Annotated in this window: 28 protein-coding genes and 1 pseudogene; 15 read left to right on the top strand and 14 right to left on the bottom strand. The window is 55.6% G+C overall.

Going from position 1 to position 22,442, the window contains the following annotated elements:
- Positions 1-148: 148 nt before the first annotated feature.
- The 3 genes from NVIE_RS14600 (at position 149) to NVIE_RS09105 (ending at position 2,596) form a co-directional block, all read left to right on the top strand.
- Positions 149-1,534 carry a hypothetical protein gene (locus NVIE_RS14600; RefSeq protein ID WP_084790733.1) on the top strand — a complete coding sequence of 462 codons (1,386 nt, stop codon included), beginning with the start codon at positions 149-151 and terminating at the stop codon, positions 1,532-1,534.
- Between the two features lie 187 nt (positions 1,535-1,721).
- Positions 1,722-2,372 (top strand): Snf7 family protein, encoded by a 651-nt coding sequence (locus tag NVIE_RS09110; RefSeq protein ID WP_075054977.1) that lies wholly within the window; start codon positions 1,722-1,724, stop codon positions 2,370-2,372.
- 14 nt (positions 2,373-2,386) lie between these two features.
- A complete protein-coding gene (locus NVIE_RS09105) occupies positions 2,387-2,596 on the top strand; it encodes a hypothetical protein (RefSeq protein ID WP_075054976.1) in 210 nt (69 codons plus the stop codon).
- Between the two features lie 40 nt (positions 2,597-2,636).
- On the opposite strand, the gene NVIE_RS09100 is transcribed toward NVIE_RS09105, so the two are convergent.
- The 4 genes from NVIE_RS09100 to cobI form a co-directional block, all read right to left on the bottom strand.
- Entirely contained in the window at positions 2,637-2,870 is a 234-nt protein-coding gene (locus NVIE_RS09100; RefSeq protein WP_075054975.1) for a hypothetical protein, read from the bottom strand.
- Between the two features lie 163 nt (positions 2,871-3,033).
- Positions 3,034-3,306, bottom strand: a complete 273-nt coding sequence (locus NVIE_RS09095) for a hypothetical protein (RefSeq protein WP_158435164.1) — start codon at positions 3,304-3,306, stop codon at positions 3,034-3,036.
- A gap of 65 nt (positions 3,307-3,371) precedes the next feature.
- Positions 3,372-4,181, bottom strand: coding sequence for a precorrin-4 C(11)-methyltransferase (gene cobM / locus NVIE_RS09090; protein WP_075054973.1), 810 nt, complete (start codon positions 4,179-4,181; stop codon positions 3,372-3,374).
- A complete protein-coding gene (cobI, locus tag NVIE_RS09085) occupies positions 4,156-4,896 on the bottom strand; it encodes a precorrin-2 C(20)-methyltransferase (protein WP_075054972.1) in 741 nt (246 codons plus the stop codon). The genes cobM and cobI overlap by 26 nt, the downstream gene beginning before the upstream one ends.
- 179 nt (positions 4,897-5,075) lie before the next feature.
- Here cobI and NVIE_RS09080 point away from each other — a divergent pair.
- Positions 5,076-6,190, top strand: a pseudogene (locus tag NVIE_RS09080) (RNA-guided endonuclease InsQ/TnpB family protein).
- A gap of 1 nt (position 6,191) precedes the next feature.
- On the opposite strand, the gene NVIE_RS16230 reads toward NVIE_RS09080, so the two are convergent.
- A complete protein-coding gene (locus tag NVIE_RS16230) occupies positions 6,192-6,836 on the bottom strand; it encodes a ferredoxin (RefSeq protein WP_158435163.1) in 645 nt (214 codons plus the stop codon).
- Positions 6,837-7,059: 223 nt separating this feature from the next.
- Between NVIE_RS16230 and NVIE_RS09065 the strand changes: the two genes are divergently transcribed.
- From NVIE_RS09065 to NVIE_RS09055, 3 genes are read left to right on the top strand one after another with little or no spacing between them, the layout of a single operon-like run.
- The gene (locus NVIE_RS09065) at positions 7,060-7,749 is read left to right on the top strand and encodes a hypothetical protein (protein WP_144239607.1); all 690 of its coding nucleotides are present in this window, start codon (positions 7,060-7,062) and stop codon (positions 7,747-7,749) included.
- Between the two features lie 47 nt (positions 7,750-7,796).
- Positions 7,797-8,390, top strand: a complete 594-nt coding sequence (locus NVIE_RS09060; protein ID WP_075054970.1) for an HD domain-containing protein — start codon at positions 7,797-7,799, stop codon at positions 8,388-8,390.
- A 58-nt stretch (positions 8,391-8,448) separates the two neighbouring features.
- On the top strand, positions 8,449-9,240 hold the full coding sequence (locus NVIE_RS09055) for an SIMPL domain-containing protein (RefSeq protein WP_158435162.1): 792 nt from the start codon (positions 8,449-8,451) through the stop codon (positions 9,238-9,240).
- Between the two features lie 65 nt (positions 9,241-9,305).
- Here the strand turns inward: NVIE_RS09055 and NVIE_RS09050 are convergent, their stop codons facing one another.
- Positions 9,306-9,608, bottom strand: coding sequence for a hypothetical protein (locus tag NVIE_RS09050; RefSeq protein WP_075054968.1), 303 nt, complete (start codon positions 9,606-9,608; stop codon positions 9,306-9,308).
- Between the two features lie 53 nt (positions 9,609-9,661).
- Positions 9,662-11,401, bottom strand: a complete 1,740-nt coding sequence (locus NVIE_RS09045) for a cupredoxin domain-containing protein (RefSeq protein ID WP_075054967.1) — start codon at positions 11,399-11,401, stop codon at positions 9,662-9,664.
- A 130-nt stretch (positions 11,402-11,531) separates the two neighbouring features.
- Between NVIE_RS09045 and NVIE_RS09040 the strand changes: the two genes are divergently transcribed.
- Both NVIE_RS09040 and NVIE_RS09035 read left to right on the top strand, forming a co-directional pair.
- A complete protein-coding gene (locus NVIE_RS09040) occupies positions 11,532-11,810 on the top strand; it encodes a peptidylprolyl isomerase (protein WP_075054966.1) in 279 nt (92 codons plus the stop codon).
- 9 nt (positions 11,811-11,819) lie between these two features.
- Positions 11,820-12,074: a hypothetical protein gene (locus NVIE_RS09035; protein ID WP_075054965.1), complete on the top strand. Its 255-nt coding sequence runs from the start codon at positions 11,820-11,822 to the stop codon at positions 12,072-12,074.
- On the opposite strand, the gene NVIE_RS09030 is transcribed toward NVIE_RS09035, so the two are convergent.
- Positions 12,075-13,112: a hypothetical protein gene (locus tag NVIE_RS09030; RefSeq protein WP_075054964.1), complete on the bottom strand. Its 1,038-nt coding sequence runs from the start codon at positions 13,110-13,112 to the stop codon at positions 12,075-12,077.
- A 118-nt stretch (positions 13,113-13,230) separates the two neighbouring features.
- Positions 13,231-14,637, bottom strand: a complete 1,407-nt coding sequence (gene glnA / locus NVIE_RS09025) for a type I glutamate--ammonia ligase (RefSeq protein ID WP_374213695.1) — start codon at positions 14,635-14,637, stop codon at positions 13,231-13,233.
- Between the two features lie 136 nt (positions 14,638-14,773).
- On the opposite strand from glnA, the gene NVIE_RS09020 reads away from it, so the two are divergent.
- From NVIE_RS09020 to NVIE_RS09010, 3 genes are all read left to right on the top strand, one after another.
- Positions 14,774-15,358 carry a DNA replication complex subunit Gins51 gene (locus tag NVIE_RS09020; protein WP_075054962.1) on the top strand — a complete coding sequence of 195 codons (585 nt, stop codon included), beginning with the start codon at positions 14,774-14,776 and terminating at the stop codon, positions 15,356-15,358.
- A gap of 44 nt (positions 15,359-15,402) precedes the next feature.
- On the top strand, positions 15,403-15,693 hold the full coding sequence (locus tag NVIE_RS09015) for a hypothetical protein (RefSeq protein ID WP_075054961.1): 291 nt from the start codon (positions 15,403-15,405) through the stop codon (positions 15,691-15,693).
- Positions 15,694-15,813: 120 nt separating this feature from the next.
- Positions 15,814-16,395: a hypothetical protein gene (locus NVIE_RS09010; protein WP_075054960.1), complete on the top strand. Its 582-nt coding sequence runs from the start codon at positions 15,814-15,816 to the stop codon at positions 16,393-16,395.
- Here the strand turns inward: NVIE_RS09010 and NVIE_RS09005 are convergent.
- The gene (locus NVIE_RS09005) at positions 16,392-16,658 is read right to left on the bottom strand and encodes a hypothetical protein (RefSeq protein WP_084790731.1); all 267 of its coding nucleotides are present in this window, start codon (positions 16,656-16,658) and stop codon (positions 16,392-16,394) included. The genes NVIE_RS09010 and NVIE_RS09005 overlap by 4 nt on opposite strands.
- 222 nt (positions 16,659-16,880) lie before the next feature.
- Here NVIE_RS09005 and NVIE_RS09000 point away from each other — a divergent pair, with 222 nt between their 5' ends.
- On the top strand, positions 16,881-17,546 hold the full coding sequence (locus NVIE_RS09000) for a diacylglycerol/polyprenol kinase family protein (RefSeq protein ID WP_075054959.1): 666 nt from the start codon (positions 16,881-16,883) through the stop codon (positions 17,544-17,546).
- A gap of 113 nt (positions 17,547-17,659) precedes the next feature.
- Here the strand turns inward: NVIE_RS09000 and NVIE_RS08995 are convergent, their stop codons facing one another.
- On the bottom strand, positions 17,660-17,851 hold the full coding sequence (locus tag NVIE_RS08995; RefSeq protein ID WP_075054958.1) for a hypothetical protein: 192 nt from the start codon (positions 17,849-17,851) through the stop codon (positions 17,660-17,662).
- 94 nt (positions 17,852-17,945) lie between these two features.
- Here NVIE_RS08995 and NVIE_RS08990 point away from each other — a divergent pair, with 94 nt between their 5' ends.
- Positions 17,946-18,692 (top strand): SDR family oxidoreductase, encoded by a 747-nt coding sequence (locus NVIE_RS08990; protein ID WP_075054957.1) that lies wholly within the window; start codon positions 17,946-17,948, stop codon positions 18,690-18,692.
- A 12-nt stretch (positions 18,693-18,704) separates the two neighbouring features.
- On the opposite strand, the gene NVIE_RS15430 is transcribed toward NVIE_RS08990, so the two are convergent.
- Entirely contained in the window at positions 18,705-18,863 is a 159-nt protein-coding gene (locus NVIE_RS15430; RefSeq protein WP_158435161.1) for a hypothetical protein, read from the bottom strand.
- Between the two features lie 76 nt (positions 18,864-18,939).
- Here NVIE_RS15430 and NVIE_RS08985 point away from each other — a divergent pair, with 76 nt between their 5' ends.
- On the top strand, positions 18,940-20,097 hold the full coding sequence (locus NVIE_RS08985) for an NAD(P)/FAD-dependent oxidoreductase (protein WP_075054956.1): 1,158 nt from the start codon (positions 18,940-18,942) through the stop codon (positions 20,095-20,097).
- On the opposite strand, the gene NVIE_RS08980 is transcribed toward NVIE_RS08985, so the two are convergent.
- Both NVIE_RS08980 and polX read right to left on the bottom strand, forming a co-directional pair.
- Positions 20,089-20,646 (bottom strand): hypothetical protein, encoded by a 558-nt coding sequence (locus NVIE_RS08980; RefSeq protein ID WP_075054955.1) that lies wholly within the window; start codon positions 20,644-20,646, stop codon positions 20,089-20,091. The genes NVIE_RS08985 and NVIE_RS08980 overlap by 9 nt on opposite strands.
- Before the next feature lie 47 nt (positions 20,647-20,693).
- Positions 20,694-22,418 carry a DNA polymerase/3'-5' exonuclease PolX gene (gene polX, locus NVIE_RS08975; RefSeq protein ID WP_075054954.1) on the bottom strand — a complete coding sequence of 575 codons (1,725 nt, stop codon included), beginning with the start codon at positions 22,416-22,418 and terminating at the stop codon, positions 20,694-20,696.
- Positions 22,419-22,442 lie beyond the last annotated feature (24 nt).

Here is a 22,442-nt window from a genome sequence, read left to right as displayed (position 1 = left end):
CAGCGGCTGCAGGCGTTCGCGCTGGGATGAGAGGCGCGCCTGCCCCGCGGTTGCCAGGTGTGGCGAAAAGTTCCGGTATTGAATGCACCCTTGACGTGTTTATTGATATATTTTGCCTGCATCCGACAACCGGACACCGTGTGTACATATGGCTGCAAAAAATAGGGGAGAAAACCTGCCTGCAAGGCCTTCTAAAATCATCTGCAAGTGGCTTGTTTTTGCGGCCTTGGCTGCAATGCTGGCATTACCGCCTCTTCTTTTGACAGGCACCGTTTTCGGGGATGATGCTTCTGCTATGGAAGAAGAAAAAACCCGGAAAACCGCGCCCTCTATAACCATAGATCCGCCTTCAAATAACAACAACGGCGAACTTGGCGCGCTCGCCACAGACGACGACATCATCATCATTATCAACGGCAAGACATCAGGTTCCGGCAACAGCAAGATAAATCAGGTCGAAGTCAGGGCCGAAAACGCCACCTACGAGCCTGCAACCCCTGTCTCCCCCGGAGACTGGTCGGCGTGGACCTACCACTATCACTACTCCCATGCGCTGCCGACTGGAGTCCATGAAATAGTTGCGCGTGCGACTGACAGCGACGGGAACCGCCAGTGGTACGTCATGCCCATAACGGTTGTTTCTCAGGCCCAAGATCCGGGCCAGACCGTGCATGTGGCAGGCCCTTTGCCATCGACAACGACGACAACAACAACGACAGACAGGTTTGGCATCGCCAAGCTGTACCCGACTGCCGCTGGCGGGCTGGAATGGTCGTCAAGCTGGGACAACGGCAATCCCAGGCAAATCGGCAACGAAGTCGACCCCGGCGACAGCTGGTTTGACACGGACCACGGCGAAGGAACGTACGTCATAGACGGCAAGGGCACGCTGACGGCATCGGGCAACTTTACCAGGATGTACGTCCACGACCCTGCCAACGTCAGGGAATGGTCGGAGAACCTGGAGATAACCGTGTACGTCAACAGGATAAACGAAACGCAGCTTGTCGACTATTCTGGGCCGGAGATATTTGCGCGCACAAACCACGGCACGAATGCCGACGAAAACGTGAACCTCTGCGACGACCGTGGTTACGGCGGCGTAGCATTAAGCAACGGCAAGTGGGCGTTTGTAAAGGAGATTGCCCACCACCTGCCAAATGGCTACGTCGAGGTGGCGACTGAAAGGCCCTGGGGCGGGCTTCCAAAGGACACGTGGGTAGGCATCAAGTTCGTCCTGCGCAACATGGACAACGACACCAAGGTAAAGCTGGAGCTGTACCGCGACATGACTGCCGGCCTGAACGGGGGCAAGTGGGAGAAAATGACTGAATTCGTGGACAACGGCACGAACTTTGGGGTCGGCATGGAGCCGTGCAAGTCCTTCGTGAACCCTGCGATGCCGCTCATACACTCGTTCATAGACGCCAGCAGCGAAACAAAAAAGCCCATGCTTTCCGTCTACATAAGAAGCGAGTTCGCGGCCATGGGGTTCTCCAACTTTACCATAAGGGAGATCAATCCCCTCCCATGACTTTTTCAGACAGTAGTCTGCGCATTTTGTTGCCCTCTTTTTGCCATGTCCGCGTTGCACAAATGTAACTTTTGGCTGGATTTTTCCTCTATAACACGCGCGTCTCAACAACGCGGCTTGCTAGCTGACCTGCTGGTTTACCGGATTATACACCCGAAATTAATAACAAAAAACAGCATGGCAATCCATGACTGGCTTCGACAAGAACTGGAGCAACCAGAGCAAGGCTTCGGCCAGCGATAGACTGAAGGAGTCCTTGAGACCCCAGGGACCGCTGAAACCGAGGATCGAGACGGCTGTTAACAAGCTTCAGCTGCAGACATCAAAATTAGACACAATGATCACCAAGATGAACGAGAGGGACGCCGCCCTGTTCAGGAGGGTGGTAGACGCGATGCAAAGGCACGACGCCGACACCGCAAAGGTCCTCTCAAACGAGCTGGCGGAGGTGCGCAAGATCTCCAAGACGCTCGGAAACGCCAAGATAGCAATCGAGCAGGTACAGATGAGGCTGTCCACGGTGCACGACCTTGGAGACGCGATGGTGGCGCTTGGCCCGGCAATGGCCTCGATAAAGGGACTAAAGTCAGGGCTCACACGCTTTATGCCAGGCGCGGACGCCGAGATAGGCAACATGCAGAACCTGCTCAGCGGAATCATGATGGACTCGCTCCAGGGAAGCGGCATGGGAGTCGAGCTGAACCAGGGCTCGGGAAGCGACATCGACCAGATAATGATGGAAGCATCCGCCGTCGCGGAGCAGAGGGTGACGGACAAGTTCCCCTCAATCCCTGTCGGCAGCGTGAGGGTGTCTGCGGAGGGACACCAGCAACAGTAGTAGGTGAGCATGAGATGGCATCAAGAGCAGGCATAATAGGGATATTTGCGGCCATCGGCTTTGCGATAGGCTTCATGGCCTACCTCGCAACTCCTGCGGTGGGGCAGTACCTCAAGGAAATGTGGCCCATGCTGGACCAGAGCATCATCCTTGCCATGATCTGCGGTGGAGCAGGCGCGGCGATAAGCACCATAACCGTCACGGCGTGGGCAAAAAGGGCCTAAACCCCTACTTTTTACTTTTTCATCTCTTTACTTATTATGATTATATCTCTGACTGCAGGGCAGCGGCGCTTTTCTCCTCCACCATCGGGATCACCTTTTCCCTTATTATGACCGAAATGTCCGCCTCAGCGTCAAGCGACAGGAGCAGGTAGAACTTTTCGCCCGCTATCGCAAGCGGAAGCGTTGCGCGCACAAGCTTTTCATATACCGACACGGAATAGCGCAGCCTGCCGTTTGTCGGCTGGAAATTCTCGCGCAGGGTGGCGCGCAGCACGGACTGGCTAGAGTATATCGCTCTTCCTCGTCGTCCTTCATGTGCGCAAGGCCTTCCCTGTAGGCGCCGCCTACGAGCCCGCCAAACGAGTCTGCAACCCTTGCGGACCTCATGGCGCCGTCGCAGCCAAGCGCACGCCGGCAAAACTCATCGAAATGGCCTGTCATGCCGTGGCACTACTACTACTATTACTGCCGCTGCTGCCAACAAGCTTTTTGCGCACAAGCACTGTGATGATGCCCGCGGCAGGGCCAAGGAGGCTTGCAAGCGCCGCCTCTACCTCCGGAAGCGACACCCTGTCTCCTGCGCGTATGCCGTGCCTTTCAGCCATGTGGTAGTGCACCACCCGCCTTGAATCCTCGCCCAGAAAGTCAAGGGCGTCTTTCAGCGCGGACATGACGGCCAAACTTGAATGTTCAATTTCCATGCAGGTCACATCTTCTTGGAGCTTGCATGAGGCGGGCCGGGATAGTTAAGGCCTGCCCATGTTGTCTATGGCTTTCACTTGTTGTTACTGTTTTTGTTCTCTGCCTTTCTGTACCCGTGCGTAAAGCCGGCGTCGTACACCTTCGAGTGCTCGTATTTTTTTGGCGCAATCACGTCGCCGACTATGATGAGCGCAGTCTTGATTATCTTTTCCTTCTTTGTCTTTTCGGCGATGTCGCCAAGCGTGCCCTTGATTATCTTCTCGTCTTCCCACGTAGCGCGGTACACGACTGCCGCCGGCGTCTGCTCCGTGTACACGCCGCCTTTCAGCAGTTCCTTCACCACGTCGCCTATCAGGTGCACGCTCAGGTAGAACGCCATCGTGGCGCCGTGCTTGGCAAGCTCTGATATCGCCTCGCGCTCGGGCACCGGCGTGCGGAGCTCCGCCCTCGTTATTATCAGAGTCTGCGTGATGCCTGGCAGCGTCACCTCAAGCTTCAGGTCTGCGGCCGCGCCAAGGATTGCAGTCACGCCGGGCACCACCTTGCACGTGATGCCGTCGGCTTCCAGCTTGTCTATCTGCTCACGAATCGTGCTGAAAAGCGCCGGGTCGCCGTCGTGGAACCTGACTGCAAGCTTGCCCTCAAGGGCGCTGTCGCGAAGGATCTGGTAAATCTTCTCACGGTCAATGAGCGCCGCGTCGTGCAGCACGGCGTCCTTGCGGGCGTACTTCAGGTTCTTTGGGTTGAAAAGCGAGCCAGAGTAAATGATGACGTCTGCCTGCTCGACGAGCTTTTTTGCCTTGAGCGTGATGAGCTCGGGGTCGCCCGGCCCGGAGCCGACGAAATATACTGTTTTACTATTGCTGTTGTTGTTGCCTTGCACTCTTTTTCTTCGCCACCATTATCGAGAAATATTTCTCTGTCGGGCCTTTCCTGCCGCGCTGGTCTGCAAGCGTCGTCATTTCAAGGATCTCGCCTTCCGAGTCGACGTCCTGCGCTATCGCGATGCTCGCGTCGTCGGGAAATCCTGCCTCGCCAAGCATGGAAATCACGTTGTCAAAGTACCTGCCGTCCTTTAGGAAAATCACCGTGTCGCACGCGTTAGCAGTCCTCTTTACCCGTTCCATGTCGTAGCACGCCGGAACGATTGCCACGGTCTCGTCGCCTTCTGCCAGGCTTATCTTGGCCTTGTTGGCAATCGCAAACATCGACGCCACGCCGGGCACTATCTCAACCTCGACATCCGGGTGGCTCTTTTTCAGCTCGCGGTGTATGTATATCCACGTGCTGTAGAGCGCAGGGTCGCCCACCGTCAGGTAAACGACTTTTTTCCCTGACCTGACCGCGGAAGCTATCTCGTCGGCGTTTCGCCTCCAGTAATCCTTGAGCGACTCCCTGTCCTTTACCATCGGGAAAACCAGGCTGACTGCCTTGGCGGCCTTGTCGACGTACTGCTCGACCACCGAAAGCGCGATGCTGGGCTTGCCCTCCCTTGCCGTCGGCGCAAATATCACCTCGGCGCCCCTGATCAGGTTCACGGCCCTGACAGTCAGGAGCTCCGGGTCTCCGGGGCCGCAACCGACGCAGTAAAGCTTCATGGGGTACACGCAGTCTCGTTCTGCAATTTAAGTTATCAGAATGAAGGGTACGGAAACCAGAAAAAACCCACACCGTTTACGGGTAGAATGATGAATCTGGTTTCTGTCGTGTAACAGACTCCCCTCTCCCCATAGTGCACCTGCTTTTAAATAATAACAAACCTAGTAAACATAATGCCGTGCTCAACTACAAGTACCGCCTCCATCCCACAAAAGAGCAGGAGCTTGTACTTGATCAGACACTTGATGGCTGCAGGTGGGTGTACAACTACTTTCTGTCCGTCCCATCCATGTCAGAGTATGATATGAACTATGCCCTGACAGAGCTGAAGGAGCAGCATCCTTGGCTTCGAAATTACCATTCTAAAATGCTGCAGATGGTGGGAAAGCAGGTGGCAGCAGCAAGAAGGACAGCTAGGGGCAAGTTGAAGTACAGAAGAGACGATGACTACAATGCTTTCACGTACAACCAGACAGGATTTCGATTTGACAGTAGAGGAGTACTGATATTATCCAAGATTGGATGCATCAAGATTGTGCTCCATCGTCAGATTGTTAATGTCAAGCAAGTAACAGTCTGTAGAAAGAATGGAAAATGGTACGCAGTTGCAGCATGCGAAATATTGCACAGATCGTGCTCGAACATAATTTACAAAAAACCGGTGGGAATAGACGTTGGCATTACCAAGTTTGCTCATGACTCTGACAACCACGTAATCGAGAACCCCCGGTTTCTGACAAAGATGCTCAAACCAGTCAAGAGGGCTCATCGCAGAGTGTCAAGAAGGCAGCGAGGCGGCAGCAACCACAGTAAGGCAAAGCACATGCTTGCAAGGCTGTATGAGAAGATAAACAACAGGCGCAGGGACTTTCTCCACAAGACATCGACATACTACTGCAGCCGATATGACCTGATATTCCTTGAACGCTTGAGGGTGGCAAACCTGATGAGGAACCACAAGCTTGCGCGCAAGATATTGGATGCAAGCTGGTCAACATTCAATACAATGTGTCAGTACAAAGCCAACAGAATAGTTGAAGTGGAGCCTGCGTACTCCTCAATTGACTGCTCCCGCTGCAGCCACCCCGTCCCAAAGTCGCTTGCAGTGCGCACTCATTCCTGTCCAAAATGCGGAGCTGTACTTGATAGAGACTCTACAATTCTGCCATAAACCATCTGCAGAATGGACTTCAGATGTTACGCCTACTACCGGTGGAGCGCCGGGAAGTCACGCCTGTGGAGATCGCACAGCGGTCACTGAAGCAGGAAGCCCCCGGATTTATTCGTGGGTAGTTCACGGGAAGAGCTGCTCGCCGGTGTAGCGGTCTATTATCCTGATGGCCTTGGTGGGGCACGTCTGCGCCGCCGCGTGGATTGTTTCGTAATCGGCGCCAGTTTCCGACTCGACCCTTGCCTTTGGGTTGACGCGCTTGTTCTTTTCCACGACGAACACCTTTGGCGCAAGCGTCTCGCAGCTGCCAAACGCCATGCACAGCGACGGCTCGACAATGATGTGGAACCTGCTCTTTGGCGTCTCGATGTGCGTAGGCCCGTAGTAATGGTCGGCGGTGTCTTTTTTTGCTTCAGCCTTTTTCGCCCTTGGCTGCTGCTCTGCGTACTCGGCAGCAGCATCGCCACCTGCATGCTCCTCAGCTTGTCCTCCTCCTCCTGCGTGCCGGGGCTCCTCATGGACGTGCGCCTCTTGCTCCTGCCCTGATACGTCGCCAAAGCTGGACCTGTCATATTGCTCGCGCTTGTGGATGTCTGACAAAACCTCGTACGCGGCGTTTATCTTTTTGATCATGTCCTCGGCGTGGACTGCGCCGTTCCTGTCAGGATGGTATTTCCTCGCAAGGCGCCTGTATGCCTTTTTGATCTCAAGCTGGCTTGCCCTCTCTGACACTCCAAGGATGGCATAGTAGCCCTTGCTGTCGGCCAAGACCCGCAGCAAGTGTGTATTTTAGCATTATTATGTCTTTTACAGGTCGTACTGGGCCTCTGCCGCTTGCATGTGTGTAAATCTGCAATCGCCCGCATCCCGGCCACAAAGGGCACCTATCTGTAGCAGCGCCTGATTGAATCATTTTTTTTGCATTTGTAGTCTGCTCGTTCAACGGAACATACACCCGGATAATTCCGCCTTTTCCCTGCTTGGAAGGCATATGATGTTCCGCAAAACAGGTACAGTGGTTATGTCGATGCTGTTGATCGGGATTTTGGCTCCTGCGTGGCTAGGCAATAATAATGGTAGTGGTAGTGACGCTTTTGCAGAAGAAGAGGAAGAGGAGAAGCAGGACATCCACACGCGGGTGTTCATCACCAAGCCGTCGTGCACATACAAAAGCGCATGGGAGCTCCAGCAGGGCATAATGATAAACAAGTACGGATACACTTCCTACACCAACAACTCGTCCCTTAACGTGGTCTGTTTCCCGCACGTCAGCCTGCTGACCTTGGATAGTACTGTGGAAAAGTTGAGGGCGGCTTATCCATATGACATGCTGATCTTTGTCTATGATCTTTCGCCAGAGATCGCGTATGATGACAACGACAACAACACGAACGACAAGAATGCGCCAAGCCCGCTTGTCTCGGACCAGTGGGAGTGGAACCTCTGGCTGAGGACGTATTCAGGCATTCCCTCCACCTATGACTACAGCCTCCTCCTGGGCAAGGCGTGGATCGACAAGGGGTACGCGATTGCAGACTATGATTCAGAAGTGATAAACCACGAATGGGCCCACCTGGCGACCTGCAAGGTCCACGGACAAGACGCCGACGAAGGCAACCCGGCAACCTGGAGACCCTTCTTTGCCCAAAACAACGAGACCCGGCCCTGGTGCAGCATGTGAGGCTCTGCCGAATCACATTATAAAGGGTCAGTACACTCTTTACAGGCGTGGAACAAAGTTTCAATGATTTCACCAAGGCCGGCTTTGCGCGCCTTTTGAAGCATTTTGAGGATAACACTGACGATGTGGTCAAGCTGACGAGGGCCTTTGCCCTTGCGACCAAGGCCCACAAGGGCCACGTCATAGACGGCAAGGAGCCGCACGTGAACCACTCGCTCCGGACTGCGCTCATACTTGCAGAGGAATTGCAGATGCACGACGCTGACATTGCTTCCGCCGCGCTCTTGCACGACGCGCTTGAAGGCGTGCAGGAGCAGGAGGTGCGCGAAGAATGCGGCGACAGGGTTGCAGAGATGGTGCGCGCCGCGGCAGAGCCCCGGCCAAAGCAGCAGGGAGAAAAAGAAGAGCGCGACAAAATCCTGGACGAATATTTCGCAAAGCTTGCCAAGAGTTCAAAAGAGGCGCGCTGCGTCAAGCTTGCCGACAGGCTTGACACCGCAAGGTCGATGAAGAACCACGCATACCGCGACAGCGCCTTGCGCTTCAAGGAAGAGGCGCAGAGGCACGCCGTGCCGCTTGCGCAGGCGACCGACGAGCGCCTCGCATTCAAGCTGTCAGTCGCGCTGTACGAGATCAAGTGACAAGACCTCTAGAATTTTTTTTCAAAATGCTTATCACGAATCTCTGCCTATGCTGTACATGTTTACACCTTTAGGCAAAAACGGCATGCTTGCTATTATTGGGCTGGCAGCAATAATAGCCGCTGTACCTGCAACAGGCCACACCCTTTACGGCAATGCGTTTGCCCAATCCATTCCCCCCCCACCGCCCCCACCGCCACCACCGCAGCCGCAGCAGGACCTCGAGCACGTGATCATGGTCTCTGGCACGGCTTCAACAAAGGCAGTACCAGACCGGGCCATCGTCACGTTTGCAGTCGAGACGAGGGACACCACGGCCGAGGCGGCGCTTGACAAGAACTCGGAGGCCATGAACAGCGTCCTTGCCGCATTGGAAGAAGCAGGCGTGCAAAAGAACGAGACCAGCACGGCGTATTTCAACATCTTTCCCATCTACAACTACACCCAGAGCGGAAACGTCCAGTCGCTCCAGGGCTACACGGTGACCAACTCGCTTACCGTGTCAAGCGCGAAAACCGGCAACGTGTCCTCGTGGATCGACGCCGCTGTGCAGGCAGGCGCAAACAGGGTCGACAACGTCCAGTTCGTGTTCTCCAACGAGCAGCTGGCCAAGATCCAGTCAGACCTGATTGAAAGCGCCATAGACAACGCAAGGGCCAAGGCCGACACGATAGCCGCAAAACTCGGGGTAGAGATAACCGGGGTGCAGAGCATCGTTTCAAGCGACACAGGATACATTCCCGGCCCGTTCTATGCCGCGCAGGCCCAGCTCGGGCCGTCTGGGACGCCCATAGTGGTAGGCGGGCAGGAGGTCTCGGCAAGCGTCACCGTGGTGTACATAATAAGTTGAAAAGCCCGGGTACCTCTGGGCTCCTATTTTTTTACTATTATTCTTGCAAAGCGCCGCTCTTTCTGCTACAGTATGTGCATCATGCCGCCGGAAACAACGTTGACGAATTGCACTGACGCAAGTTCTTTTGTCCTTGCGATCACCGCGTCCATCCACAGACTGTCTATGCCCTGGCTCCATATCGTCACTTTCTTGTAAAGCCGCTGGCCCCCGTGGAAAAAGCCGGTGCAGTCCTCGATAGTCATGTTGGGGTATTTCTGGCTCACGTCCTCGACTACAGCCGCCGCCTCGGCCGGCAGGTACAGGATTGTAAGCGTGGGAAAAGGGATTGCCTCGTTCGATGCGGCTGGAGACGTGTCTTCTGACATAGGTTTACGCCTGCTGGCGCTTATATCATGATTTCGGGCAGAGACATGTCGCGCTATTCCGTCGCCCGCGGCTCGACGATTATTATCTTCCCTGACATCCAGGGATGCAGCTGGCAAAAGTAGGAATATTCGCCGGGGTCTTTTATCACGACAGGATGCGAAAACCTGTTGGGTGGGATGATGTCCGTGTCAAAGAGCTTTCCCGTATCTTCTGAACTTGGGGTTGATGACGTTGCAGTATGAAGCGCGCCATCCTCGTTCTTCCAGCGTATTTCCTCTCCTGCCTTTACATGGGCTTCCTCCGGCTCGTAGAACGGCGGGCTGCTGGCCTCGGCTCCGTTCAATCCGCGAGGGATTATTATCATGGTGCCGTTGTATCCTGAATTGCTGTCGGTTCCGCCGTTTCCTGCGCCAGGCACTTTAGAGATGCTTCCAAGCCCTATCCTGAATTGCGTTTCTGTATGAAACACCGAGGCGTTGTACCCGGCAAACGACATGCCGATAGAATACCTGCCCTGCTCGACGTCGTGCGGCGCCACTCCAAAGCCAAAGGTCTTTTGGTCCCACTGAAAAGCCCTTGCCAGAAGGATCTTTGAACCCGGCTCCACGACAATCGGCTCTTTCAGGCCGAAAATGTACGAATCTATCGTGTAGACATTCTCGTTGTACTTGTTGCTATCGTCATAGATTGTAAGGATCAGCCGGGTGTCATTGTCAAGCGTGATAGCCTGCGCGCCTTCGTTTGCCAGGTGGGCGCTTATCTTCACATCCTCTCCTGCAGAGTAGGCGTCTTTGTCCGTCTCTACAGTCGCCTTGAGCCATTCCGGAGGCTGGCGGCCTCCAAGCCCGATGTACTGGTCACTTCCATAATTTTCAATCCCCCATTCTGAAGCGCCTATTTTCACGATCGGGCACCCGCTGCCATACTTGCACGGTGAATCCTGCAAGATCAAAGAATGGTTGATGCTGCCTCCAATCCTTATGCGGTACACGCCGTCTTTTGCATCCTCGCCCGCCCTGATCACAAGTCTCGTCGAGGCTTCGCTCCTTTCAGGTATGACCAATCTTGAGGGCTCGAATCTTGCGTCAAGGCCAGAATCCCTTGCAGATGCAGTGGCATTGAGGTCGATCTCCACCGGCCCGCCGTACGTGGCCCATGTCTTTATTGTCAGGGTATAGTTTAGCGACCGGCCTTTTTCAAGTGGAACGGGTACAAAGCTTACTGGTTCGACAAACTTTGATTCCATCTGCGCGCTAACGTCTTGGGTGCCTGCGCTGCGCAAATACAATACGTACAGGCTGTCGTTGTAAGACAGAATGGCTCTCCTTGGTTCTGAAATTCCCAATTCTCCTGCGATCGCCTCCGCTTCAGCTTTTGTTACGGACAGTTCATAATCTTCTCTATCTGGTACAGAAATTCCCAAACTCGTATCCATCAGCGACGACGACATGCCATAGGATACTTCACAAACCTCTGTGCCGTCAGCGCACCCGTCAGCTCCTTTCAGGGCTTCCTTAAGTACCGGGAACTTGGCAAGGAGCTCCTGCGAGATGGCCGTGCACTTTACTTTGCCGACCTTTGGTAAAGCAGAAAGCTTGGCCACCGAGATCCACGTTCTTTCCTTCAGTTGGGTTTGCCCTGTTTGGCCTGAAGCGACTGCCAGCGGCTGCGAGCAATCGGCAAATGCCAGAAAGCCGGCGTTTGGATTTTTCAAAGGCATCGAGGGGGCAAAAACTGCAAACAAAACTATGAGCCCTATCCCTATGGCAAGTCCTGCTGCAGCAGGCGGCAAGCTCCCTTCATGCAATAATTGATACCGGTGTGCCTATGAGGAAAATTTCTTAAAAGTATTATGTAATATAGTTTCTGAAACAAGCAGGTCGCAAAGGTTAATTCTCGCCCTGCGCCTGTTTCCTGCTGCCATGTCAAACAAGATCAAGTGTTCACACATACTTGTCCAGAAGCAGAGCGAGGCCCTTGCCGTCCTTGAGCGGCTGAAAAAGGGCGAGAGCTTTTCCAGGCTGGCGCAAGAGCTGTCGCAGGACAGGGGATCTGGCAAGCGCGGCGGCGACCTTGGCTACTTTACAAGGGGCATGATGGTCAAGCCGTTTGAAGAGGCGGCGTTCAAGCTGGAAAAGGGACAGATGTCAGGGCCGGTCAAGACCGAGTTTGGCTACCACATCATAAAAAGGGTGGACTGATATAGTAGTTTGGACGCCTACCTTGAAGAAGAGCTGTACGATTTGCTGACATTCTGCATCCAGAACCCGTCTGCAAGTTCCGACGTTGCAAGCAAAAAAGAGCGCATCGCCGAAATAGGCAGGGAGCTTGCCGCCGACGGCGGCGCAGACGCGATGGAAAACATGTTTTTTGCGATTGAAAACCGCATACAGGGCGAGATAGGCGCCGACGCCCGGCCGTACCGGGCGTGGTGGAACGGCATCGCTTCCGAGTGGAAGTACTAATTAGCGCCGCGCTTTTATCAGCACAAACACCGCTATTGCGCCCATCATGCCTCCAAGCGCCATCAGCACCTGCAGCTGAAAGTCAAGCGCCGGCATCTCTGTATGCTTGCTGCTTGCAGTCACGTACTCGACGCCGTTCTGCTCCTCGGCCTTGGCATAGCCGGCGACGCTCACCTGCCCGCTCGGCGGGGGCGTGCTTGCGTGCACCTTTACCTGCGCGCCGTCCACGTCAATGGTGGCGTCCATCTCTTCCGGCACGTACCTGCCTTCGCGGAAGCTGCTCTCGCCTATCGAGTATACCGACACCGTTGCGCCCTCGCCCGGCCTGAACACGCCATAGTTCTTGAGCTGCTCGCCTGTCACGTCAAAGAGGAAGTGCCACTGCTGCATAGGCAGGTTGAACCGGCCAAAGTCGAGTATGGAGTCCTGCATTATTTTTTTGCCTGCACCCGCTGCCATCAGCAGCTTGTCTGCAAGCCCGGGCACCATCGCGTCGAGCGCGCCCGCCGGCTGGTTGATGTTTATTTCCTCGCCATGTCCTGCAGCGGCCACGACGACCGGGCCCTGCACGGACAGGCTGCGCCACGCAAGGTCGAGGATTGCAGGCTCTTTGTCCTGCTCTTTTTGCAGCACGTACTTTGACATCTGCGCCTTGACGTCTACCTTGTACGAGATCTGCGCCCTGTCAGGATAGCCCTTTAGCGTTGCCACATAATCCACCGTCCCGTTCTCAAGCACAAGCGGGCTTGATCTCTCCCGCGCCGCCCTGTTCAGCGCGTCGACCACGGCCTGCGCGTCATTGCCCTGCACGGAAAATTCCAGCCTCTCGCTTTTATCGGCAAGCATGCTGGCAAGCGGGCTCCCTTCGGGGTAGCGCAGTTCTATCGTGCGGAATGCGGTAAGGTGCAGCTGCGAGCTGTCCTGCGCGGGAAGCAAGAGCGCGTCCATCTGGTTTGCGTATGCCGCCTGCGATGCAAGGCCGGCAAAAAGGAGAATAGGCGCAATCGCGGCGGCTGAGAGCGTGGCGTGTTGTTTCACACTATGTATTGGCGCGGCGTTTTCTTATCGCTTGTTTTTGGAGGGATTTTTGGCGCGTCTCATGCGCGCCTTCATCTCTGGGATGCACTTTGGGGGCTCCCTTGAGGTGAGTGTGCAGCTAGACGTCGGCGTACAGAGCAAACTCGTGGGGGTGGGGCCTCACCGAGACCTCTACGTTCTCCCTCTCCTCGTGCTCGATTATCTTTTCAATCGTCTCGTCGTCAAGTATCGGCTTGAGGAACGCGCTGTCGCTTTCAAGCGCCTCGTACGCCTGGCGCAGCGACGCCGGCAGCTGCGTTATGCCAAGCTCGCGCCTGCGCTTTGGGGTCATCTTGAAAATGTCCTCCTTCACCGGGTCGCCGATGTCGCGCTTTTTCCTGATGCCGTCAAGGCCGGCGGCCATAATAGCGCAGAACGCAAGGTACGGGTTGCACGAGGGGTCCGGCGCGCGGAACTCTATCCTCTTCATTGCAGAGAATTTCTGTCCCTTGTAGTGCGCCGGGATCCTGATTATTGCAGAGCGGTTGCCGGTGCTCCACGCCACGTACACGGGCGCCTCGTAGCCGGGCACGAGCCTGCGGTACGAGTTGGTGGTGGGCGCGACTATGGAGGCAAGGGCCTGCGCGTGCTCCATGATGCCTCCGCCGAAATAGCGCGCAGTCTGCGACATTTCAGCGTAATCGTCGTCCGGGTCGTAAAAGAGGTTCTTGCCCTTGTTCCAGAGGCTGACGTTTACGTGCATGCCCGAGCCGTTGTCAAGCGCAATCGGCTTTGGCATCATCGTCGCCATCATGTTGCGCTTTTGCGCGATGTTCTTGACTATGTACTTGTAGCTCTGGACGCTGTCAGCCGCGTTCACAAGGGTGTCAAAGCGAATGTCTATCTCGCACTGGCCGGCTGTGGCCACCTCGTGGTGGTGCGCGTCGCAGACAATCCCAAAGTTGTTGGTAAGCACGTCGACGCACTGGTTGCGGTATTCCATGAGCGTGTCGCCGGGCGCGCTCGGCAGGTATCCGTCCTTCAGGCGCAGGGCGTAGCCGACGTTGTCGCTTGACCACGGAGCCTCCCTTGACGTGATATGGTAGCTCTGCCCCTGGTACGGCGTCATCGTGTTTACCTCCAGCTTGTCAAACACGAAAAACTCGACTTCCGGGCCCCAGTACGAGGTGTCGTAGCCCTGCTCGCCGCAGTATCTTTCCGCCTTTTTCGCAAGGCCGCGGGGGTCGCGGGGGAAAATGTCGCGCTTTGACCCCCCGCTCAAAATGTCGCAGATGAGCCTTGCGGTGGGGGCCTGCTCTATCCACGGGATGGTCGCGTAGGTTGCCGGGTCAGGCCTGATTATGAGGTCTGATTCGTGGATCTCGGTAAAGCCGCGGATCGAAGAGCCGTCGACCTTGGGGAGGCCGTCTGCGAAATCCTCGATGCGGAACATCTTGGCGTCCATCGTGGTGTGGTGGAACCTGCCAAAGAGGCCGGTGAACTGGAGGTCGATGAATTTTATCTTGTCCTCCTTGAGGCGCTTCATGACTTCTTCGGCGGTAAATGTTAACGGGGCTATCTTGCCGTCAATTAATTTATAAGGCAACCAGCTAACCTCTCTTCCAGTAGGACACGCGAACCCTATAATTTAAGGCTTCCATGGCCTCCGGCAGCGACCAAAAATGAGCGAAAACGAGAGCGACGTCTCCCTCAAGCACATCTACGAGCTTCTCAAAAAAGAGGTAGAAAACCCTGCGCTCCAGCAGATCGAGCCGGACACCTACCAGAAGGTCGCCGCGTCGCTCGGCAGCCTGAAGGGCCAGGGGTTTGAGGGCGTCGAGGCAAAGGTCCGGGACCGCATGGTAGAGCTCCTTTCCGCTTCCGCAAGGCTGCTTTTCGAGGTGCGCCAGCGCAAGGTGCAACACCAGGAAGAAGGGGGCGGCGGTAGTGGCGAGCCCCTTGACTATTCGAGGCTGACTGACGAGGAGAAATACGTCCTTGACGGGCAGCAAGAGGCCGCAGGCAGGCTGGGCGAGGTGGTCGCCGCGACAACGAAAGGCAGGCCAAAGGTGCTTGAGGCGATATCCGCACGCGTGCGCGAAAAGCGCATTGTCGTGCGCTTTGTCAAGGCGCAGGAGCAGTTTATAGGAGTGGACATGACGAAATACGGGCCGTTCCAGCAGGAGGACGTGGCCACGCTGCCGCTTGAAAACGCGCGCTCGTTCATAGAGTCGGGCTCTGCCGTGCAGGTGCACGCCCGGCTGTAAAATAAATTAAATTAAATACCCAGTCCGCATACTTTTCTCTGCAATTGACGCACAACGGCGTTGACATTGTCGACTTTGTGCTGTACACCATCTACCCGACGGCCGCGTTCTTTGCAATAGGCATCGCCGCCAAAAAGACCGGCCTGCGCCAGCTGTACGTCTACTTGATGCAGGCGTTCGTGTGCTTTGCGTTTGCCGTCGCATACATCGTGCTCATCCCGCTCGGGGGCGGGCAGGGCATCGCCGTCCTGCTTGCGATGTTTGGGGGCTTGCTGTTGTTCATGGCAAGGAAGCAAAAGGTCCAGCCTGCGGAAGAAGAGCAAAAGAGCACTTGATAAAATTTTTACACATTTTTTCCTTATTTATTGAGAAAACTTTTTTACATCTAAATTGTCTGTAACATATTATAAATAATCTGGTAGTACCCTAAAATATTTGAAGCACGTATAGACTTCATGCAGTTAGTAAGGATCAATTCGGCAACACTCGTCGACTCTACCAAGGCCGGCATAGCTGCAGGCCAGGCTGCCGCATGGGCCATATTCGGGCTGATTCTGGCGGTGGACGCGACCCTGGTGACTCCTCCGGGCACCTTTTACAAGATGATAGGCATGGTCCTCGGGCAGGGGCCTTCCGCCGACGTCTACCTGGGCTTTCTCATGCACATGGTGACTGCCACGGTGATAGGCATAATCTACATGATAATCTCCAACTCGGTGAAAAAGCTGTACATCAAGTCCGTGCCCAAGGGCCTTGTGACCGGCATCATCACCGGCGTGGTGGTGTGGGCAATCCTGTTCCTTCCGCTGAACTTTGGCTTGGTGCAGCCGATGCTGCAGGGCATAGTCGCGCAGGGGCCGCAGGCGCCGATGTTCCAGCTTGCAGAAAAACTGGTCGCGCTCTCTACTACAATCCTTTCAGGCTCGCTTGCGCTGCACATCGTCTTTGGCGGGGTGCTGGGATTCATTGGCAGGATAGCAACTTCGTCGGGCGAAATTCTGGGAGAACAAGAGCAGGAACAGGAGCAGGAGCGCTAGCTAGCTCCATTCCTTTTCTTTCCTCTATTTTTGGCCGCGCGCTTGCTCTTGCGCTTTTTTGCCGGCGGCAGCAAAGAAACATAATCGAGACCCATTTCGATGCATTTGCTCAGTGTCGCGTCCTTCTGCCAGCCGCCGGGGCCTACATAGACAAAACCCTCCATGGGCTTGCCGGTAAAGTCCATCGGCCTTGCGTGGGGCAGCGCAAGCGCCTCGCCATTTCGCCCGGCCCCAACGCGCAGCACGAGGTCGTCGTTGAGCACCCCGACACACACACATCTTGCCGTCGATCATGAATGACAGCCCGCCAAACATCTTTTTCTCGCTGTAGCCCTTGCGGCCTGCAAGCATGGCGCGGAGCTTTTCTGCAAGCTTTACGTTGTAGCCCATATCTGTCATCATCCCACTCCGGATGCTCTGGCAGATTCACGGGGATCTTGCATAAGCAATATTATGTAGAGCAAACAGGCATAAATATAAGAAGAATGGGTGGCAGGCGCCAGAATGACGGCAACAAGCAATCCGTTCAAATCAGAAAAGAGATCTTTAGAAAATCAATACACATTCTGGGCTTTATCGTTCCTTTCATATCCCTTGCTTTCGGGATCACAGTTGCCGCTGCGTTTGTAGCGGGAATGGCGGCGGCCTATTCCATATCTGAGTATATGCGCCTCAAAGGGCGCCGCGTCCCGGTGTTTACAGCCATTACAAGAATGGCGATGCGGAATAATGATGATGACGACGACAGCAGCAATAGCAGTAATAACAGTGATGGCGGCGAAAAACAGAACACTTTCGTCATAGCCCCGCTTTACCTTGCTGCAGGGGTCCTTTTGTCGCTCTTGATATTTCCTGCTCCTTTTAATTATGTCGCGATAGCGGTCGTCACGCTGGGAGATGGTTTTGCGTCAGTGGTGGGAAGAATGTACGGCAAGACCAAGATCCCCTACTCCCGTGGCAAGAGCATAGAAGGAACGGCGGCCGGGATCATCTGTGCCTTTGCCGGCTCGCTATTTTTTGCGTCTCCCGCAATGGCACTGGTAGCGGCATTGGTGGGCATGACGATAGAGTTTATTCCCTTGCGCATCAGCGATAACCTGAGCGTCCCGCTGCTGTCCGGCCTGACGATGACGATCATTGGCAATTTTTGAAATACAGATATATGTTTACACAGCTGCGCCTAAAAGTCCTGCATTGAGAGTTATTATTGACGATGAAAAGGATATGATATATCGGTTAGTTGTCAGATAGTGCCTGTGTGTGTTTACTGGCTGTTGGACGCGTTGAGCATCCTGTTTGCCTGCTCGATCCTGCTTCCGTCCATCAGGCCGTCTATCCAGCGGTGGAACTCTACTTCGGCGACTTCAAAAGTGCAGTTGTTCCTGCTCATGTACCTCTGCACGAACTTGACCTTGGTCCACAGGTACGCCAGCTCATCCCTGTCGTCAAGGCTCATACTGAGACAGCTATCGGCTGTTTTGTACTTAAGTCTTAGGTTAACCAACAACAAACAAATATTATTACGAAAATCCTGCATCATAGCTCGCATAATGACGACGATAAAAGGCAAGGTTGCAATAGTCACAGGCGCAAGCAGCGGCATTGGGCAAGCAACGGCGCTTGCGCTTGCAAGGGCCGGCGCAAAGGTTGCCGGAGGCGCAAGGCGCACGGACAAGCTTGACGCTCTGAAGGCCGAGATCGAAAAGGCCGGCGGCGAGGCGTTCGTGCAAAAGCTGGACGTCACCAAGAAAGCCGAGTGCGACGCCTTTGTCGACGCCGTGGTCAAAAAGTGGGGGACGGTGGACATCCTGGTCAACAACGCCGGCCTGATGCCGCTGTCGTTTTTCAAGAACATGAAGGTCGACGAGTGGAACAGGATGATAGACGTCAACCTCAAGGGCGTGATCTACTGCACCGCCGCGGCTATACCGCACATGATGGCCAAAAAATCCGGCCACATCGTCAACATGTCTTCGATAGCCGGCAGGGTCGTCTTCCCGGCGGGAACCGTCTACTGCGCGACCAAGCACGCCGTCACGGCGTTCAGTGAGGGCCTGCGCCAGGAGTTCAGCCAGCGCTCCAACATCCGCGTGACCTGCATCGAGCCGGGGGTAGTCGACACGGAGCTTAACAACAGCATCACCGACGCGTCTCTTGCAAAATTCATCGAGTCTACAAGGCAGATGGAGTCGCTAAAGGCGCAGGACATCGCAAACGCCATCCTGTTTGCGGTAGACTCGCCACACTATGTCAACGTGAACGAGATAATGCTGAGGCCGACTTCGCAGGAACGCTAGTTTTTGCTGATGCTACTCGAAATGCCTGTGCATGCCGTAGCGCTTGACGTACCTTAGCAGGTCGTCGTAGCTGGAAAAGCGGCGCTGCATCCTTTCCAGGGCCGCGTCGTCGTACGTAAAGTGGCCGGCGGCATCTTCTCCCTGCATCCTTTCGGCGGCCGTTTCTTTCATTGCGCGCTATTCTAATGCGCGGGCTATGCTAAAAGGTTTTTACCGACATTCGCCCCCTGTTTGCTGTTACATACACATGGGCAAGCGAATAGTAATCCTTGGCGCCGGCTTTGGCGGCCTTGCGTGCGCAAACGCGCTGCGAAAGGGCCTTTCCCAGGATCACCGCGTGATTGTAGTTGACAGGAAAAAGTCGTTCATGATGGGCCTTGTCAACCTGTGGATACTTGCCGGGAGCAGGAGGCCAGACGAGCCGCAGACGCCGCTTGCCGGCCTGAACGCGCGGGGAATAGAGTACCTCAACGACGAGGCGATCAAAATCGACATCGCCGCAAAGAAGGTGCAGGCAAGGGGGCACGGCTGGATCGACTATGACTACCTGGTAGTCGCGCTCGGAAGCGAGCTTGCACCTGAAAAAATAGAGGGGTTTGCCGGCCGGGGCTACAACCTCTACGACGCAGAGCAGGTGCAGCCGCTGCGCGAAAAGCTGCTTGCGCTAAGACAGGGCAGGGTGGCAATATCGGTGATGGGCATGCCCTACAAGTGCCCGCCGGCGCCGTACGAGGCGGCCATGATAATAAGCGACATCCTGGAAAAGAACGGCACCCGGAAAAACGTGCAGGTGGACATGTACGTGCCGGCGCCAATAGCGCTCCCGGTGGTAGGCCCGCAGGTCAGCAGGGAAATCGTGGACATGATAGCCCGCTACGGCATCCGCTTCCACCCTGACTGCAAGCCGAAAATCGTCAGAGACGGCGAGGTCGAGTTTGAAAGCGGCGAAAAGGCAGCGTACGACGTCCTTGCCGGCATCCCGCCCCACCGGTCGCCAGACGTGATAAAGACCTCGGGCCTTGCGACATCTGCAACAGGCGAGTGGGTGCCTGTAGACAGGCTCACCCTGCGCACCGGCCACCCCGGCGTGTTTGCGATAGGAGACGTGGCCGAGGTAAAATCCGGGACGGTCACGGTGCCCAAGGCCGGCATCTTTGCCGAGGGGCAGGCCAAGGTAGTGGCGCAGGAGATTATCGACGAAATAAGCGGCAGGCCAGCATCAACAGCGGCGTACAACGGCCAGGGATTCTGCTTCGTGGAAGTGGGCAACAGCATGGCAGGCTTTGTAGAGGCCGACTTTTACCACGAAGGCGGGCCGGCGGTGAGGCTGGAGCCTCCATCTGCGGAAAGCTACGAGAAAAAGCACGACTTTGAGAGAAGCAGGATAAAAGAGTGGCTACTGTAGGTGGTCGCGCCTGTCCGGCTTGGACATGGTGTAAAAGCCGTGAGCCGCTATGAGAAACGCCGCAAGCGACATCTTGGTCGCAAACACCAGGTTCCAGGGCGTCTCTGGGTTGGGGTACTCGACGCTCTTGTTGTCAAAGTCCAGCACGCCCTTTATCACGTCGGCGGTGATGAACGAGTTCCACACGATAAAGTTGTACACAAACTCGTACAGCGCGACGACTGCGATCATGAGCACAACCAGCTGCAGTATCGACTTGAGCCACTTTGGTATGTTGCTCACCTTGTCGCCTCCAAGCCTCACCACGCAGTACCACGCGACCACGGACACTATCATCAGGTACGTAACCAGCTTGGCGACTCCCGGAAACGGCCATTCTGTGTCGACAAGCACCTCGCCTATTACGACCCTGCCCGTCCTCTGGTACTCGTCAAGGCTGACGTACATGGCATAGAACGTTATTACCGCCATGGCCGTGGCGCAGACGTAAAAGACGCCCAGAAATATCTTTCTCGTCCGCCTGTCGTCTTTCTCCAGAGCCGAGCGCATATACAGCCTCTACCTACCTAAACTCCGGATATATCGTTTACTTACTACTACTTGAGCGCCTTTAGGAGCCTGTCTGCCGGCATGGTGTTGAGGACGTCCGCGGCAGTAGCCCACCCCCTCCGGGCCTGCCCTATCCCAAACTGCAAAAACGCATAGTGCACAGGATGGTGCGCGTCAGAGTCTATTGTCAGCTTGACGCCTTTTCTGACGGCCATCCTGACGTACTCGTCCTTGAGGTCAAGGCGGTTGTAGTGGGCGTCTATCTCCAGCGCGGTGTTGGTGTCCTTTGCGACGTCTGTCAGCCGGGCGATATCCACGGGATAGCCTTCGCGCCTGTTGATGAGCCGGCCCGTCGGGTGGAAGATGATGTCGACGCTCGGGTTCTTGGCAGCGTTTACAAGGCGCGCAGTCTGCTCTTCCATCGAAAGGCCAAAGTGGGAATGTATCGCGGCTCCCACGATGTCCAGCTTGTCGAGCACGTTGTTTGCGATGTCAAGCGACCCGTCCTTGCCGATGTTGACCTCTGCCGAGGAAAGCACCCTGATGCCATCGAGCCTGTCGTTGAGCTCTGCTATTTTCTGCGCCTGGTCCAAAAGCTCCTGCTCGTCCAGCCCGCCGGCCATCGCAAGGCTCTTCGTGTGGTCGGTGATGGCGATATAGTCAAGGCCAAACTCTTTTGCGGCAAGGGCCATCTCCTCCATGGTCGCGGTGCCGTCGCTGTTGTCGCTGTGCACCTGCAGGTCTCCCCTCAAGCTGCCGTACTCTACCAGGCTTGGCAGCCTGCCTTTTGCGGCAAGGTCTATCTCGCCGGCGTTTTCCCGCATCTCCGGCGCTATCCACGCAAGCCCAAGGGCCTTGTAGACTTCCTCCTCGCTTGCGCCGGCGACCCTCCTGTCGTTGTTTTCAAAGGCGCCCCACTCGTTGAGGCGCAGGCCACGCGCAATAGCTATCCTGCGAAGCTCCACGTTGTGCTCCTTGTTTCCTGTGAAATACAAAAGAGCCGAGCCCCAGCTTTCCTCCGGCACCGCCAGGAGGTCGCAGTCAATCCCGCCAGCAAGCCTCACAAACGCCTTGGCCGGCCCCCTGCTCTTCACCTCCTCGACTTCGGGCATTTTTACAAAAAAGTCCATGACGTTTTCCGGCTCGGATGCGCACACGATGTAGTCAAGGTCGCCTATCGTTTCTTTCATCCTGCGCGCCGAGCCTGCAAGCGCCGCGTGCCTGACCCCTTCCAGCCCTTTCAGGCGCGCCTCTATTTTCTTGGCAAGGGGCCACACCTCTCCTATGATGCTCCTTCCGCCGTTCTTTTTTGTAAACTCGATTTTCTTCAGGATGTCCTGCTCTTTTCTTGCCGTGATGCCCGGCACGGTTTTCAGCCGGCCTTCAAGCGCGGCTTTTTCAAGGCCCGCCATGTCTGTCACCTTCAGTTTCTCGTATATCGCCTTGAGCGTCTTTGGCCCGACGCCCTCTATGGCGCCCAGCTGGCCGATGTCTATCGGGATCTTTTCTTTCAGCTCGTCAAGGTGCCTTATCCTGCCGGTCTTTAGGTACTCTTCAATCTTTGCGGCGATTGCCTTTCCGATGCCCGGCAGCTCCAGCAGCGCATTGATTCCACCTTTTTCATAGACGCCGGCAACGTCTTGCTCAAGCGCCTCGATGCTGTCTGCCGCCCTGTAGTATGCACGCGACTTGAACTGGGCGTTCTCGGCGTCTTCTACCTCCGTCAGAAAGCCAATGTCGCGCAGCGCCTTGGCGACCTGTCCGTTTTTCAATTACAACCATTCATCCTTGCCGCG

This window comes from Nitrososphaera viennensis EN76 (genome assembly GCF_000698785.1).
GTDB lineage: Archaea > Thermoproteota > Nitrososphaeria > Nitrososphaerales > Nitrososphaeraceae > Nitrososphaera > Nitrososphaera viennensis.
The sequence above is the reverse complement of the archived record's forward strand: the minus strand, read 5'-3'. Positions and strand labels throughout refer to the sequence as shown.